At 48.7% G+C, this 15,439-nt stretch carries 16 protein-coding genes; 8 read left to right on the top strand and 8 right to left on the bottom strand.

Annotated elements, in window-relative coordinates; genetic code table 11:
• Positions 1 to 32: 32 nt before the first annotated feature.
• The gene (locus ACP7H9_RS10540) at positions 33 to 944 is read right to left on the bottom strand and encodes a DMT family transporter (protein WP_439222747.1); all 912 of its coding nucleotides are present in this window, start codon (positions 942 to 944) and stop codon (positions 33 to 35) included.
• On the bottom strand, positions 931 to 1,551 hold the full coding sequence (gene yihA / locus ACP7H9_RS10535) for a ribosome biogenesis GTP-binding protein YihA/YsxC (protein WP_439222746.1): 621 nt from the start codon (positions 1,549 to 1,551) through the stop codon (positions 931 to 933). The genes ACP7H9_RS10540 and yihA overlap by 14 nt, the downstream gene beginning before the upstream one ends.
• Positions 1,552 to 1,746: 195 nt before the next feature.
• On the opposite strand from yihA, the gene ACP7H9_RS10530 reads away from it, so the two are divergent.
• From ACP7H9_RS10530 to cysE, 4 genes are all read left to right on the top strand, one after another.
• Positions 1,747 to 2,373, top strand: coding sequence for a c-type cytochrome (locus tag ACP7H9_RS10530; protein ID WP_034819357.1), 627 nt, complete (start codon positions 1,747 to 1,749; stop codon positions 2,371 to 2,373).
• A 612-nt stretch (positions 2,374 to 2,985) separates the two neighbouring features.
• Positions 2,986 to 3,399 carry a GTPase-activating protein gene (locus tag ACP7H9_RS10525; RefSeq protein ID WP_439222745.1) on the top strand — a complete coding sequence of 138 codons (414 nt, stop codon included), beginning with the start codon at positions 2,986 to 2,988 and terminating at the stop codon, positions 3,397 to 3,399.
• Complete coding sequence (locus tag ACP7H9_RS10520) at positions 3,399 to 3,857, top strand: DUF2489 domain-containing protein (protein WP_439222744.1); 459 nt, start codon at positions 3,399 to 3,401, stop codon at positions 3,855 to 3,857. The genes ACP7H9_RS10525 and ACP7H9_RS10520 overlap by 1 nt, the downstream gene beginning before the upstream one ends.
• Before the next feature lie 9 nt (positions 3,858 to 3,866).
• Positions 3,867 to 4,694: a serine O-acetyltransferase gene (gene cysE, locus ACP7H9_RS10515; protein ID WP_439222743.1), complete on the top strand. Its 828-nt coding sequence runs from the start codon at positions 3,867 to 3,869 to the stop codon at positions 4,692 to 4,694.
• Here cysE and ACP7H9_RS10510 read toward each other — a convergent pair.
• The 3 genes from ACP7H9_RS10510 to ACP7H9_RS10500 all read right to left on the bottom strand — a co-directional run bounded on the left by ACP7H9_RS10510 (position 4,691) and on the right by ACP7H9_RS10500 (position 7,366).
• The gene (locus ACP7H9_RS10510) at positions 4,691 to 6,262 is read right to left on the bottom strand and encodes a methyl-accepting chemotaxis protein (protein WP_439222742.1); all 1,572 of its coding nucleotides are present in this window, start codon (positions 6,260 to 6,262) and stop codon (positions 4,691 to 4,693) included. The genes cysE and ACP7H9_RS10510 overlap by 4 nt on opposite strands.
• Positions 6,263 to 6,430: 168 nt before the next feature.
• Positions 6,431 to 6,637: a cold-shock protein gene (locus tag ACP7H9_RS10505; protein WP_011233297.1), complete on the bottom strand. Its 207-nt coding sequence runs from the start codon at positions 6,635 to 6,637 to the stop codon at positions 6,431 to 6,433.
• A 183-nt stretch (positions 6,638 to 6,820) separates the two neighbouring features.
• Positions 6,821 to 7,366, bottom strand: a complete 546-nt coding sequence (locus ACP7H9_RS10500; protein ID WP_034819335.1) for a hydrolase — start codon at positions 7,364 to 7,366, stop codon at positions 6,821 to 6,823.
• Positions 7,367 to 7,565: 199 nt separating this feature from the next.
• Between ACP7H9_RS10500 and purE the strand changes: the two genes are divergently transcribed.
• Positions 7,566 to 8,057 carry a 5-(carboxyamino)imidazole ribonucleotide mutase gene (gene purE, locus ACP7H9_RS10495; RefSeq protein WP_439222741.1) on the top strand — a complete coding sequence of 164 codons (492 nt, stop codon included), beginning with the start codon at positions 7,566 to 7,568 and terminating at the stop codon, positions 8,055 to 8,057.
• Positions 8,054 to 9,142, top strand: a complete 1,089-nt coding sequence (locus ACP7H9_RS10490) for an ATP-grasp domain-containing protein (RefSeq protein WP_286823866.1) — start codon at positions 8,054 to 8,056, stop codon at positions 9,140 to 9,142. The genes purE and ACP7H9_RS10490 overlap by 4 nt, the downstream gene beginning before the upstream one ends.
• A 36-nt stretch (positions 9,143 to 9,178) precedes the next feature.
• Here ACP7H9_RS10490 and ACP7H9_RS10485 read toward each other — a convergent pair whose 3' ends face one another.
• From ACP7H9_RS10485 to ACP7H9_RS10475, 3 genes are read right to left on the bottom strand one after another with little or no spacing between them, the layout of a single operon-like run.
• Positions 9,179 to 9,829, bottom strand: coding sequence for an alpha/beta hydrolase (locus ACP7H9_RS10485; protein WP_439222740.1), 651 nt, complete (start codon positions 9,827 to 9,829; stop codon positions 9,179 to 9,181).
• Positions 9,829 to 10,650 (bottom strand): prephenate dehydratase, encoded by an 822-nt coding sequence (locus tag ACP7H9_RS10480; protein WP_286823868.1) that lies wholly within the window; start codon positions 10,648 to 10,650, stop codon positions 9,829 to 9,831. The genes ACP7H9_RS10485 and ACP7H9_RS10480 overlap by 1 nt, the downstream gene beginning before the upstream one ends.
• Positions 10,647 to 12,686, bottom strand: a complete 2,040-nt coding sequence (locus ACP7H9_RS10475; RefSeq protein ID WP_439222739.1) for a S9 family peptidase — start codon at positions 12,684 to 12,686, stop codon at positions 10,647 to 10,649. The genes ACP7H9_RS10480 and ACP7H9_RS10475 overlap by 4 nt, the downstream gene beginning before the upstream one ends.
• Positions 12,687 to 12,825: 139 nt before the next feature.
• Between ACP7H9_RS10475 and alr the strand changes: the two genes are divergently transcribed.
• Positions 12,826 to 13,917 carry an alanine racemase gene (alr, locus tag ACP7H9_RS10470; RefSeq protein ID WP_034819326.1) on the top strand — a complete coding sequence of 364 codons (1,092 nt, stop codon included), beginning with the start codon at positions 12,826 to 12,828 and terminating at the stop codon, positions 13,915 to 13,917.
• A 132-nt stretch (positions 13,918 to 14,049) separates the two neighbouring features.
• Positions 14,050 to 15,438 (top strand): cytochrome ubiquinol oxidase subunit I, encoded by a 1,389-nt coding sequence (locus ACP7H9_RS10465; RefSeq protein WP_273025464.1) that lies wholly within the window; start codon positions 14,050 to 14,052, stop codon positions 15,436 to 15,438.
• The last annotated feature ends 1 nt before the right edge of the window (position 15,439 follow it).

The raw sequence follows: 15,439 nt of genomic DNA, 5'->3' as shown, positions 1-15,439 counted from the left end.
TCGCCCGACTTTTTAGTCGGGCTTTTTTCTGTCTATTTCTGTGGTATGCCAGCCATACCGGAGCGGCCTCTGCGGTTAGCGAACCAAACCCCAACTAAAATGGCGAGCATTCCAACTCCCTGTTGCAACCAAAACTCTTCGCCATCAAGTATCCCTAGTATAAGAGCGACAATGGGAATGAGGTAGGTGACCGAACTGGTAAAAACGGTATTGGTGAGCTGCACGACATGGTTAAAAATAACCAAGGCGCCTGCCGTTCCTGCAATACCCAGAGCCAGAACAGAAAGCAGCGACAACATTGCGCCTGGCTGCTGAACCTGAGTAATAAACTCCGTTCCTGCAAACAAGTAGATTGTTGCCGGAACGGCAGCCATAAGCAACGATATGCCGGTAATGGTTAACGGCGATAAGTCGCTGATTTTGTGTTTAATGAGGTTCAGGTTGAGGCCATAACAAACTGTTGCGGCCAGGACTAACAAGGCGTACAGATTAAAGTCCCAGCTGCCATTAGCCGAAGCCGTAACCAGAAGCAAAGTACCAAACAAGCCAATGGCTACGCCAATAACCTGTGCTATGCGCGCTTTCTGATGAAAGAACAGCGCACCGATAACCAGTGTTGCGATAGGGGTTAACGCATTTAGAACTCCGGTAACGCCGCTTTCCAGCTGTGTTTGGGCAATGGCAAACATAAAAGCCGGAATAAGACTGCCAACCAGCCCGACACTGGCAAGCTTTAACCAATGTTTGCGGGTAATTTTATTCAGTCGGCGGGCAATGAAAGGGGCAAGTACAAGCCCTGCTGAGCTAATGCGTAGCGCGCCAACTTCCATTGGACCAAAGGCCAGTAAGCCTTTTTTAATCAACAAAAAAGAGCTACCCCAAATTAATGCGAGTAACCCTAATAATAACCAGGCACTAAGCGGTGGCGTGTTATTCGTCGTCATACTCTTTGCTATACCACTGGTTGAGTTTCTCTTCGACTTGCTCGACACCTATGCGCTTCAATGAGGAAAAGGCTTCAACCTGGACGTCGCCGTTGAAGGCTATTGCCGCTTGCTTAGCTTTTAAAACGGTTGATTTGCGAGCGCCTTGTTTGAGTTTGTCTGCCTTAGTTAATAAAGCCAGTACCGGCAGGTCACAGTTAACCGCCCAGTATATTAATTCCTGATCGGTTTCGCGGAACGGGTGGCGGATATCCATTAATACCACGATACCTTTTAAACTGTCGCGTTGCTGAAGGTACTCGCTTAAAGAGCGTTGCCACTTTTCTTTGACAGCTAATGGAACCTTAGCGAATCCGTAGCCGGGTAAATCTATCAGTCGCTGACCTGTGGTAAGTTCAAAAACGTTAATTAACTGAGTCCGTCCGGGCGTTTTACTGGTGCGGGCCAACGCTTTTTGACGCGTCAGAGTGTTTAACGCACTGGATTTCCCTGCGTTAGAACGGCCGGCGAAAGCAACTTCAATGCCTGAGTCCGGCGGCAGTTTGCTGATATCTGGTGCACTGGTCACAAATTTTGCCGATGCGTAATCTAATTGCTGATCTGCCACTATTAAGGTCACTTTTATTGAAAAAACGGAACATCTACGCGCATTATGAAGTATCCGGACAGTATCTCCAATGATCATTTAGCAATTGATTCGGTTTTAATCATTTAATCCACACAAGTTTTGTGTAAAATAGCAACCTGCTTAAGGTGATTTATTGGGGCGCGTGGCGCCATCCAGAACAGAAGAGAAGCAAACATGAAAAAATTCGCAATCTTTTTGGGACTTTTCTTCGGTACCGCCGGTATCGCAGTAGCACAAAGCGGCGACGCTGAAGCCGGAAAAGAGAAATCGCAAGTTTGTGCGGCTTGCCATGGACCCAATGGTGAATCTCCGACCGATATGTACCCGCATTTGGCCGGTCAGCACGAAAAATATTTGTTGAAACAGCTGAAAGATTTCAAACGGGCCTCCGAAACAGGCGGTGAAGAAGGCCGTAATAACCCGATTATGATGGGGCAGGTCGCTTCATTGTCAGAACAAGACATGGCCGATCTTGCCGCGTTTTATGCATCGAAGGACTCACCGAAAGGCGAAACACCTAAAGATCTTATTGCCAAAGGTGAAGACTTGTTCCGCCGTGGAAACCCTGAAACCAATATGCCTTCATGTGCGGGTTGTCACGGCCCTCGTGGAAACGGTATGGGGTTAGCTGCTTTTCCTGACATTTCAGGTCAGCATGCCGCATACACCAAGTCTCAGCTAGAAATGTTCCGTAGTGGGGAGCGTGCAAACGACCCGAATGGAATGATGCAGGGCGTTACAGAGAAAATGACAGATGAAGAAATTGAGCTGCTGTCTAAGTTCTTGAGTGGCTTGTATTAAATTCGTATTTGCGAATAGGAAAGCGGCTTCGGCCGCTTTTTTTATAGCTATGAAAAATGTTATGAGTAACGTATCTTTTCATGCCTTGTTAACAAAAAGTAATAAAAAAGTGTTTTTTTAGATCAATAAAATCATTGAATTAATATTTGGTTCAAGTAGTCTTAACAACGCTCGGGGAGCTTCCAGACAGAAAAAAATAAAAAAAAAGATGTTAAAAGCCCTTGAGAAAATAATAAAAAGACTGTAAAAATACAGCTGACTCGACACAAAAAAATAACAAGAGGTCGAGAGGTTATCGAAAAGTCAGATGTTATCTTATTTCTCGATAATCCAGGGAGTAAAGCCAACAGGCTCGCGGTTGCTCCACTTAATAATAACAATAATAAAAAGCAAACAGGTTACGGAAAACCGCAATAAAAACTCGGAAACAGTGACAACCATTCTCATAGTTGCAGTGCGCTGCCAATGTTATGAGAGAATCAGGCGATGTGAAAGCATCGCCTTTTTTCTTGCCTAAAAATCATCTCAGACTTGTAATTCGTTGCTCCCCACTGACGTAATCCACGTTATTGCGTTACAATAGACCACATTAGTTGTTATTCAGGAGCGACCATGACTCGCCAGAAAAAGACACGTAAAGCCGGACCATTGGCACAGCCTAAAACTCCGAGAGATGCACGCGCAACAGATGCGGCATCCAAGGGCAAGAAAAAAGGAAAGGGACAAGCGCCTGGTCAGCGACATTCATCGGCTAAAGTTTTGCAACAAAGCAAAACAAAAGGAGATGAGAAAGATCCCCGCCATGGAAGTCGTCGTAAAATAGCTTTGGTAATGACACCTGAGCAGGAGCTGAAGCAGTTGCAGGAAGATAGCAAACTGCAGCTACTGGCTGAACGCTTTGAAAACGATGAGTCTCTGACAGCAGAAGAGCAAAGCTACCTTGACGAGAAATCTGAGCGTTACGAGCAGCTGATTGCCAAACTGGGTTATGAACTCGATGAAGAATGGGACGACGAGGAGAGCTAATGTCCAGCGAACTCTATTGGATTATCGCCATTGTAGGCGTATTGATTATTGTCGCTCTGGGTTGGTACGCTTCGACTTTACTGTTGCGCCTGCGTACTCAGACTCAAGTTCGCGAAGCAGCGGTGCAAAAGCGCGTTGACCGTATTGATGAAAGCATTATTACCATAGCTAAAGCAATGCAGCAGGAGCAATGTCCGCTGTCTGAAGGATGCCTGAGAATCGTGGTATTGCTTGATCATCGACCCGAAGCGGTCGATTACGATTACTCTAATGACTACCCTGCAATGCACGGTATGTATGAGAAAATTAAACATATGCCAACGCATGAATCGCGTAAGAAGTTTCCTAAGAAGAAAGTGAAGGAAATGGACGACGAGCGAGAAGGCTATGAGAAGTCCATGCGCGATATTATTCTTGCTGACGTTGATAAGCTATTAAAGCAATTTCCGGCGGCCTGAGGAGGCGGCATGGCGTTTTTTAAAGGTGTAAAAGAAGATATAGCCAGCGTTTTTGCAAGAGACCCGGCTGCGCGCAATACCATGGAAGTGTTATTTCACTATCCCGGGCTTCATGCTACCTGGTTTCATCGCGTAAGCCATAAGCTTTGGGGCTGGAAACTGTACTGGCTTGCCCGTTTTGTCTCTAATATTTCACGCTGGCTTACCGGTATTGAGATCCATCCCGGGGCTAAAATTGGCCGTCGATTCTTTATCGATCATGGTATGGGTGTGGTTATTGGTGAAACTGCGGAAATTGGTGACGATGTTACTCTTTACCATGGTGTCACTCTTGGTGGTACAAGCTGGCATAAAGGTAAGCGACACCCGACATTAAAGGACGGTGTGGTTATTGGTGCCGGCGCTAAAGTACTGGGTCCCATTACGGTTGGAAAGTCTGCCCGCATTGGTTCTAACGCTGTTGTTGTCCGCGACGTACCTGAGTTAACAACGGTTGTAGGCATTCCGGCTCGTGTGGCTCAGTCTGGTGTTGATAAAGAAACGACTGAGCGACGCAAGAAAATGGCTCAGGAATATGGTTTCGACGCTTACGCTATCTCGGCAGATAATCCTGACCCGGTGGCAACCGCAATAGGTCGAATGTTGGATCATGTGCAGGTATTGGATAACAAGGTTTCTGACCTATGCCAGGCGGTTAATAAGCTCGGTGGCGATGTCTGCGGCGAGATCCCCGAAGTTGATATGGACGACGTCGAGTTTCTGGAAGAAAGCGAGCGCGCCGCTAAACGGCGCACCCACAAAGATGATGCTTCTGCATCAGATGAGCAAAACCATTAACTTTTTAAGTTAAAGCGCTCAATCAATGAATACAGCTCTTTGCTGGTATTTTGCAGTTCGTTGCTTGAGTGCTGAGTTTGCTCTGCCGTTTTCTGAGTCTCGCGAGCGGTATCAGCAATTTGAGTAATCTGTTCACTGATATGGTCGGCAACGCCACTTTGTTCTTCGACAGCCGATGCCATTTGCGCTGACATATCAGAAATTTCCTGAATAGCCACTGATATTTCACCCAACGCACTGTCTGCCAGGCGAACTTTCTCAACCCCTTCAGATGCTGCCTGCTCGCCTTGTTTCGATACTTCTACAGCATTACGGGCACGATCGCGCAGTTGCTGAATAACTTTATGAATACCCTCGGTAGATTGAGTGGTTCTTGAGGCCAGCGAGCGGACCTCGTCCGCGACCACGGAAAAGCCACGGCCATGTTCACCGGCACGAGCTGCTTCAATTGCGGCATTCAATGCTAATAAATTGGTCTGGTCCGCAATAGAAGAGATTAAATCGGCGGCTTCGCCGATAGCTCCGGTAGACTGATCAAGCTCTTCGACCGTTTTGGCGATTTCTTTTACTGCGTCATGCAGTCTGATAATAACTTCACTGGCTTCTCTTGCCAGCCCGACGCTTTCGTCAATGTTGGCCTTGGCTGATTCGGCCTGCTCCGCATTACGCTCTATTGTGTCGGCTACTTCCTGAATGGCGGTCGCCATCTGGTTCATTGCGGTTGCCGTTTGCTGAGTAGAGGCTGTTTGTTTATCAACATACTGACTGCTTAGCTGCGCCTGATTGTATGTATCTTCGGTGACTTTCAGAAGACCGCCGACCGCGTCTTTCATGCGACTTAAAGCGGTTCGGTTACGTGCGCCTTCGCTAATGAGCTGCATAGCAAGCCTGGCTTCCCGACCCTGCTTGTTGAAATAAGTCATGCCGACTAACTCAGAGTCGAAAGCATCAGTGCGCAAAGTTAATAGCCCTTGCAGCATACGACCAACGTAGGCGCCATAAGCAAGAGTTGATATTGCGGTACCTGCTAAAGTGATAAGTGCCGCTGCGGGTTCACCTAGCGCGGCTATAATGGCACTGGCTACCACACCGGGAACTATTACAGGTATTAAATCTTTACAGCCCAGCCATACACGTTTGCCGAATGGAATGGCATGTTTTCCGGCATTCAGCCTGTCATAAACGCCTTGTGCGCGCTGTTTTAACTCATCTGAGGTGGCAACCCGCACGGACTCGAAACCCACTGGCTTATCGTTTTCCATTATTGGTGTGACATAAGCACTGACCCAATAATGGTCGCCATTTTTACAGCGGTTTTTAACTAAGCCCATCCAGGGTTTGCCGCGTTTAATGGTTTTCCACATATGCTCGAAAACACTGCCCGGCATATCGGGGTGACGTAAGAGGTTGTGCGGTGAACCAATTAATTCATCACGGGTATAACCACTAATATTAACGAAGTCGTCGTTACAATGTCTGATGACCCCTTTTAGGTCGGTTGACGATATCAACCGATAGTGGTCGGGAAAGCGGCTCTCCTTTCCTGTTACCGGACCGTTATTTTTCATAAGCGCCTTTAAGTTGTTTGATTAACATCAATATTAGTAAGGTTATCGTGATTTTCTAGAAAAAGTTTAGCGAAGCAGGGATTTAGGCATAAAAAAACGCCGCTAAAAGCGACGTTTTTGAAATTCTTTGTGTAAACGTTCGGTACCCGAAAGGGCAACGAAGGTTCCTTACATAGGAACTACGTTTTCAGCTTGTGGACCTTTAGGGCCTTGAGCTACGGTGAAAGAAACCTGCTGGCCTTCTGCCAGAGTTTTAAAACCGTCAGACTGAATAGCGCTGAAATGTACGAAAACGTCTGCGCCGTTTTCTTGTTCGATGAAACCGAAGCCTTTAGCTTCGTTAAAGAATTTTACTTTACCAGTAGTAGTAGACATGCTGATATTCCTCGTAGTGCATGTTGAAATCAATGTATTGCTCAAAAAACTTAGGTATTACTTGGACTTACAAAACGAGGTACAGCAAAAAGGACTTCGTAAAAAATCTCAAATCAATAGCCGAAATTTTCTCAGCGGTTTCGAGTATACGCTTAATATAACCCGAGTCAACAATACCTTGCGTTATTTTAACCAGTTACGGCTGATATGGCGGAAAGTATCGGTTCCTGACTTCTCTAACCATTCAAAAGCGGCCATTTCGGAAGTAATAATTTCAACGCCGGCGTTTCGCATTCGCTCAATGGCACTGTCTTTATCTGTGGGGCGGCGCGAGCCTACTGTGTCAGCGGGTAAGAAGACCTGATAACCCGAAGCCTGAAGCTCTATTGCGGTTTGTAAAACGCAGACGTGGGTTTCCATGCCCATAATAACCACATGCTTTTTATTGTACTCGGAGAGCACATCACGGAAAGTGTCGTCACGCAGCGCACTAAAGTGCGTTTTTTCAACCACTCGTGCCGCTTCAATAATATCTTGCAGGCTATCAACGGTGTAGCCTAAACCTTTCGGATATTGTTCGGTAATAAGAATAGGCAAATCCAGTTGCATGGCAATTTCGCCTAGCCAGCGCATACGAGAAGTAACCACATCGCGTTGGTGAATGGCTGGCAGTAACTTCTCCTGAGCATCAACAATCAGTAGTAAAGAGTCTTTCGCAGAAAGTAGCATGATGTATTCCTGTTGGTACTAAGTGATAACAGATACTAACTCTAGCTGATTAACACTACCATCAGCAAAAAGTCTAAACTGAGTTAATAAATCTGGTTAATAATTATGCGTGAAATTTGCAGTTAAGGCGGTCAATGGCTACAATCCCCGCCTTTCCAAATGCGCACGCACATCCAAACAGTAAATAAAAGGTGACACCATGGCTCCGGTATTGATTCTAATGGGTTCCCAGTCCGATTGGCCGGTAATGCAAAAAGCGGCAGAAATGCTCGAGTCTCTGGGCATTAAATGGCAGGCTAAAGTGGTATCTGCACACCGCACGCCGGACTTACTTAAATCCACCATGGAACAAGCGGAACAAGATGGTGTACCTGTGGTTATTGCGGGAGCCGGTGGTGCTGCTCATTTACCGGGTATGCTGGCGGCTTATACGGCCATACCGGTGTTTGGTGTGCCAGTTCCGAGCAAGCAGTTAAAAGGTTTAGACAGCTTGTTGTCCATTGTGCAAATGCCTAAGGGTGTGGCTGTTGGTACTCTGGCTATTGGCGATGCCGGAGCGGCAAACGCAGGCTTACTAGCGGCACAGGTTATTGGCAGCTTTGACAGCGATGTGCGCAAACGAGTACACGAATTCCGCATAGCGCAAAAAGAAAAAGTGATGGCTAACTCAGACCTGGAACTACCAAAATGAAAATTCTGATCCTTGGTAACGGCCAGTTAGGGCAAATGCTGGGTAAAGCGGTTATTCAGCAGGGTCATGAATGCGTTTTATACAGCGACAGACAAGATCAGGTCATGGCATTGGGTAGCCAGCAGCCGTTATCGATTACGTTAGCGGAAGCGAATGAATGGGCTGATGTCACTACCTGGGAACACGAGCACTTAGGTGAAGAGTTGGTGGCTAAAGCTGCCGACAAGTTTCTGTTGCAACCTGAACGCTTTAATCAACTGGTTGACCGTCGTTCTCAAAAAGCCCTGTGCGATGAGCTGGATATACCAACATCGGCCTGGAAGGCATACGAAAACGCAGCTGAGTTAAGCGCTATTTTAAACGCCTGCGACCATGCAGTTGTCATTAAATCGGCAAAAGGCGGTTACGATGGCAAGGGCCAGTGGCGCTGGCGCCCGGGTGACGACATTGCGACCGTTGCAGAAGACGCCGGACAGCGTCCGGGTATTGTTGAAGATATGATCGATTTTACCGATGAAGTGTCGGTTGTCGGTGCGCGTTCACATAAAGGTGAGCAGCGCTGCTTCCCACTGACGTTGAACGTGCATACCCAAGGCATTTTGTCGTATAGCCTGGCGGGTGCTGAGCACTTTTCTAAAGAACTGGAAGCCTTAGCCAAAGAACACCACCAGAAACTGACGAATGCGCTGGACTACGTCGGTGTATTAGCCATTGAGTTCTTTGTAGTCGGTGAAGGAGACAACCAACACTTGCTGGTGAACGAAGTGGCGCCGCGGGTTCATAACTCCGGTCACTGGACCATGAGCGGTGCTAACTGCGATCAGTTTAATTTGCATATACGTGCTATTACCGGCTTGCCATTACCGGACTTGCTGATTGCGCCAACGCTAATGGTTAATGTAATTGGTGTTGCCGGAATCCCTGAAGCCTTGTGGGAAGCCGCCGCTGCCGACTGTCACTGGTACGGTAAAGAGGCACGTCCCGGGCGTAAAGTGGGTCACGTGAACATTATGATTGACTCGTTTGAACGGGGCGAGAATCTGGCCAGCAGCTGGGCGGAAAAGCTGCAACTGCTGGCTGGCTAAACTTTTTAGAGCGGTCACAATTCTGTGAATGAGCGGCTAGAACCGCTCATTCAGCCATTTCTGCATATCCTGAACCTGCTCCATACACAGTGAATGTGGCATTGGGTAGGTCTGATATGTCACTTTAAAACCTTTCTCTTTTAATGCCGCGCAGGCTTTTTGTCCCAGAACTTCCGGCACAACCGGGTCCTGTGTGCCGTGCTGAACCAAAATAGGCAGTTGCGCGTTGGCTTCATTTACCTCAATGTCACCCGCGGTGGCAAAATAAGTGGAATGCGCCATTAAACCGGCCAGTGGTTTAGGGTAAGTCAAAGCTGCTTCATAACCCACTGCGCCACCTTGTGAAAACCCGGCAATAATAATGCGCTTACTGTCGATGCCCTGAGCAACTTGTTCGTCGATCATAGCGTGCACTTTCGCTACTGACTCGCGCAACTGCTGGCTGTCAATTTGGCGGTCAATGCTCATGTCGGTAATGTCATACCAGGCTGGCATGACCATGCCCTGGTTTATGGTGACCGGCATTTGCGGAGCGTGCGGAAATAAAAAGCGAATCTGCGCGTTATTAATTTTTATGTGTTCTGTCATGGGTACAAAGTCGTTACCCGACGCACCTAAGCCGTGAAGCCAAATAATAACCGCATCGGCGTTACCCGCAGGCTCATGTTTAATAACTTCCAGAGACATTACTGATTCCCTATAGCTGCGGCCGGGTACGAACCCAGCCAGTGAATGTTGTTCATTTTCGCCAGTTCCTGCAAAGCGGCTGCTATACCTGGCTCGCTGAGGTGCCCGTCAAAATCAATAAAGAAATGATAGTCACCAAACTGACTTCCCGCCGGTCTTGAAACAATGGAGGTTAAGTTAATTTGCTGTTTTGCAAAAACCTGTAAGCTGTCGACCAATAAGCCCGGGTGATCGTTGTCGTCAATGAGCAGCAAACTGCTTTTCCAATGCGTACTTTTATCAAATTCCGGCGTTTCAGATGTTGCGGATAATACCACGAAGCGCGTTTCGTTACGTGGGTTGTCAGCGATGTTGCTGTTCAGAATCTGTAATGAAGCGGGGCAGCTTACGTGCTTGGGAACCACCGCCGCAGATGGCTTTTCGGTGGCCAGCAACGCATCGAGCGACAACGCATTACTCGCAGTGTGTATAACCGGAAGCCCCAATCCATTCAGATACTGATTGCATTGACCGGCGGCTACGAACTGTGCCCATATTTGCTGCGGTTCAGCACTGTTGGCCAGGCACTGAAAACCAACCGGAATGCGAATTTCCGCCTGAATATGTAGTGGGCGCTGAACCAGGTAGTCCACAACAGGAGAGACAAAGCCCTCGGTTAAATTTTCAATAGGCACAACTGCAGCGTCGCAGTCATTACCAATTGCGTCCAGACAACTCACCAGACTGTCCAGTAACTGAATTTGGTGTTGCCTTTCGGGTTGATAAAGCCCTGCCGCAACCTCGGAAAAGGTGCCGGCAGGGCCCAGTGTCGCTATTCTCATTTCTTATACTGCTCAAACCACGCCAGCGCGTGTTCAATTTTGGCTATCATATTAGAAGGGCGAGCCGTAACACCGTGAAAAGCGCCTGGAACACGTACCATAGCGGTGTCGACTTTTTGCAGCTTCAACGCCTGATAGAACTGCTCGGTTTCCGATATTGGCGTACGGCGGTCTTCTTCACCAGTGAACAACAATACCGGTGTTTCAACGTCACCCACCATAGACAGCGGGGAGCGTTGCCAGTAATGCTCCAGTTCTTCCCATGGCATACCCGGGAACTGGTTAGTAATTTGACCAATAGAGCTATCAGCTGTCAGTACTTTACTCACCCAGTTAATAACGGGGTTAGTGGCTGCCGCGGCGTTAAAGCGATTGGTCAGTCCGACTGCATAGGCTGTGGCGATACCGCCTGCCGAGCCGCCGGCAATAAACAGGTTGTCTGAGTCGGCAATGCCTTTATCAATGAGTAAATCAATGCCAGTCATGTGGTCAGCAAAGTCATAAGGTGACGAGTAGTTGCCGTCCAGCAGCATGGCAAAGTCTTTACCGTATGAAGTACTGCCGCGATGGTTTACATAAAGCACCACATAGCCTTCGGCTGCATAGCGCTGGTGTTCTGCGGCAAAATGCGGACCGTAAGACAGGTGAGGACCGCCGTGTATTTCTAACAGTAACGGGTACTCTTTGTTTTCATCGTAGTTTGGCGGAGTAATGTACCAGCCATGAATCTCCTTGCCGTCATAGCGCGACTCATAGCGAATCTCGTGAACTTCACCCAGCTCACGGTGACCTAGCAGGTCTTCATTAAGCTGAGTAAACTGAACCGCTTCGCCATCTTGTGGCTGATAACCGACATCGGCGGGGCGATATTCAGACCCTTTTGTGTAGGCAATAGCACCGGTTTTTGAGGCCGTAAAAGAGCCCATGGTATAAGGACGGCTGACGTAAACACCGGAAACATCATCCACCCGATTCGTCAGCTCATTGCTCAAGGTGACATCAGCAACTACGGTTTTGCCCTGATCGGCGTATGAAACCGCAAGCGACTCATTGCCTGTCCATTGTGGCGAGCTGAAAGAACGATCGAAGTCAGCCTGTAACTCTGTTTCCGACCTCTCACTCCAGTCCATTATCCATAATTGTGACTTATGGTAAGGCACCGGCTCGTTAGAGCTGTGTAAGTAAGCTAAATGTTCGCCGTCTGGTGAGAACTGTGGTGATGACTCGCGGCCGGGTTTGTTAGTTACCTGAGTCACTTCTTTTGAACTCAGGCTTACGCTGTAAAGGTCACTTTCATTCACCTGATAGGCCCAGTCTTCAGAGCGGTTGCCAGAAAAAATCAAATGCTTATCGTCGGCTGCCCAGGTAAGTGGGCCGCCATGTCGGTAAGGGCCGTCGGTTAACTGGCGCGCGCTACCGCCGTCTGCAGGTACGACAAAAATTTGTGTGTGCGCAGGCTCTAAAACGCCGGTGCCGTCGCGTTGATAATAGGCTTCCTGAACAATAATGGGAGAGTCAGACCACTTAGCGCCTTTAGGTTTTGTTGGCTTTTTCACACTTTTAGCAAAAGGCGTAGGCTCGGCTTTAACCGACATAGTAAAAGCCAGTTGGGTGTCGTCGTTAGACCAGCTAATACTGCCGGGGCTTTCGCTTACGTGAGTGACTTTGGCGGTGCGTTGCTCTTTAATCCAGTGCACATGAATTTGGTTTTTTTCAGAACGGTTAGAGGCAAAGGCAAGGCGAGTACCGTCATTCGACCAGGCGAGGCTGCCGTAGTTAAACTGATCGTCAAAAATCGGTAAATGTTGACCGGTTTCGGTATCAATTAGCCATAATGAGCGCCGGGTATTGTCTTTCATGTCGTCAAAACTGTTGCGGATATACGCAATGTATTTGCCGTCGGGTGAAATACTGACCTGATTAGCGTATTCAAGCTGGAAAATATCGTCCGCCTGGAATGTTTCTTGTGATAAGGCTGGAACGGAAGTGAAAAGTAGCGCTAAGCTACCGGCAATGACTGAGTGCTTTAACCACATTGTTATTCTCCTTTTGGGTTATGGCTTTACGTTACTCAAGCTTGCGGAGCGATGCAAAGAGTTCCGTTCAAGTTGTTGGAAAATACGGTAAACTGAAGGCCTTTTCCAAAGGCTGGACGAAAATTAAAAAGGAAACCCCATGCATTACCGGCAAACTCGCGCTGAGATTTCTTCCTCCGCTATACAGCACAACGCTAAGTGGGTACGTCGTAAAATGGCGGGTGGAAAACTTCTGGGTGTAGTGAAAGCTGACGGTTACGGACACGGTGTAGCTCCCGCCGTTCAGGCGTTGACAGAGTTGGTTGATGGTATGGCTGCGGGTTTTATGGAAGAGGCCTTGGCGGTGCGGGAAAGCGGTTATAAAGGGCCCTTGGTAATACTGGAGGGCTGCTTCTCAGCTACTGAACTGAACCTGTGTTGTGAACATCAGCTGAGCCCGGTGGTGCATTGCGAACAGCAACTTGAGAGTATTGAGCAAGCGCAGTTGACTAGCCCTTTGTGGGTCTGGTTAAAAGTGGACACCGGTATGCACCGGCTTGGCTGGTCTGAAGAGCAGGCTCCGCAAGCATTAAAGCGCCTGCGTGCGAGCAAGAATGTCGCCGGTGTGACCTTAATGTCGCACTTAGCCAACGCCGATGCCGAGCATCGTTTAAACGCCCGTCAAAAACAGCAGTTCTGCCAGTTGTCGGAAACCCTTAAAGACTATCAGGCACGGAGCTTCCACAACTCAGCCGGACTTTTAAACCCGGATACTCAGTGGTCACTTCAGGATAATGACTGGGCCAGAGCGGGTTTACTGCTTTATGGTGTGAATCCGTCTACGGTGACTGAAGTGCAGGCAGAACTGAAGCCTGCAATGCGCTTAGTTGCTCCGGTTATTGCATTGCACCAGCTGGAAAAAGGCGAGTCGGTAGGTTACGGCAGCGGCTGGAGTGCCGATAAACCCAGTGTTATAGCGACAGTTGCTATGGGTTACGCTGACGGTTACCCAAGGCAGGCGGAAAATGGCACACCGGCAATGGTTCGTGGAAAGCGTGTGGGTTTGGCCGGACGAGTCTCTATGGACATGCTGACGATTGATGTTACCGGTATTGAAAATCTGCAGTTAGGCGATGATGTCGAGCTTTGGGGCCCTAATATTGACGTGCGAGAAGTCGCCGCCTGTGCTGATACTATTTCCTGGCACTTGCTGACCGGCGTTAGCGGCCGGGTTCCCAGAGTACTTGTATAGGTTTTTCGTTCATTAGCCATACAAAAAGTATGGCATTTATTAGTATTTATCCTACAAGTTTTACATCGGCACCCCTGATCTTTGTCAACAAAAGCGTATACTTGAGACAAACCTTAATTAAGGGTGCTTGCTATGTTTGAAAGTTTTGACGCACTGTTTTTAGCGCGCTTCCAGTTCGCGTTTACCATCGCGTTTCACATTATTTTTCCTGCCTTTACTATCGGGGTTGCTAGTTACCTGGCGGTTCTCGAAGGCCTGTACCTCAAAACCCGCAACCCGGTTTACCAGCAGCTGTTCCGTTACTGGGTGAAGATCTTCGCTGTGGCCTTTGGTATGGGCGTGGTCTCCGGTATTGTTATGAGCTACCAGTTCGGCACTAACTGGTCGGTATTTTCCGATAAAGCCGGTCCGGTTATTGGCCCGCTAATGGGTTACGAAGTTCTCACTGCGTTCTTCCTTGAAGCAGGTTTCCTTGGCGTCATGCTGTTTGGCATGAATAAGGTGGGCGAGAAACTGCACTTCTTCGCTACCCTGATGGTGGCAGTGGGCACTGCTATTTCTGCCTTCTGGATTTTATCGGTAAACAGCTGGATGCAGACGCCCGCCGGTTACGCGATGAATGACGTAGGGCAGTTCGTGGTCACCGACTGGTTTGAGGTGGTGTTTAACCCGTCTTTCCCTTATCGGCTGGCGCACATGCTGCTGGCAGCCTATTTAACCGTGGCTTTTGTGGTCGGCGCAGTGGGTGCCTGGCATTTGCTGAAAGACAAAACCAACGCCGCAGCTCGTAAAATGTTCTCCATGGCCATGTGGATGGCGTTAATTGTCGCTCCGCTGCAGGTTCTTGTCGGAGACTTCCACGGACTAAATACGCAGGAGCATCAGCCGGCGAAAGTCGCGGCAATGGAAGGGCACTTCCATACTGAAGCCCGGGCACCGCTGTATTTATTCGGGGTGCCGAACCAGGAAACTGCGGAAGTGGATTATGCTCTGAAAGTTCCCGGTCTTGCCAGCATCATTCTGAAACACGACATAGACGCAGAAGTGACCGGTCTTGATCAATATTCACGGGAAGACTGGCCGCCGGTGGCTACCGTATTCTGGGCCTTCCGGATAATGGTCGGCGTGGGCATGCTGATGGTACTTGCCGGACTCTGGTCAGGCTTCCAGCGCCTGCGCGGCAAACTGTACGACAATAGAACCTTGCTACGTTTCAGTTTATTTATGGGACCTATGGGCTTTGTCGCGGTCATTGCCGGCTGGATTGTCACCGAAGTGGGGCGTCAGCCCTGGGTGGTCTATGGCCTGCTGCGCACCGCCGATGCGGCATCGCCCATCGACAAAGCCGGTGTGGCGGGCAGCCTGATAGCCTTTATTGTGGTGTACTTCCTCGTTTTTGGTGCGGGTACCTTCTACATTCTGCGCAAAATGGCGGGGAACCCTGAACAGGTCGCCATTCCCGATTACGCTAAACACAAGCCCACTATGGCCGCTGAGCGCATCTACGATGAGGAGGTGTAAG

The organism is Idiomarina sp. ST20R2A10 (genome assembly GCF_051842345.1).
Classification (GTDB): domain Bacteria; phylum Pseudomonadota; class Gammaproteobacteria; order Enterobacterales; family Alteromonadaceae; genus Idiomarina; species Idiomarina loihiensis.
The sequence above is the reverse complement of the archived record's forward strand: the minus strand, read 5'-3'. Positions and strand labels throughout refer to the sequence as shown.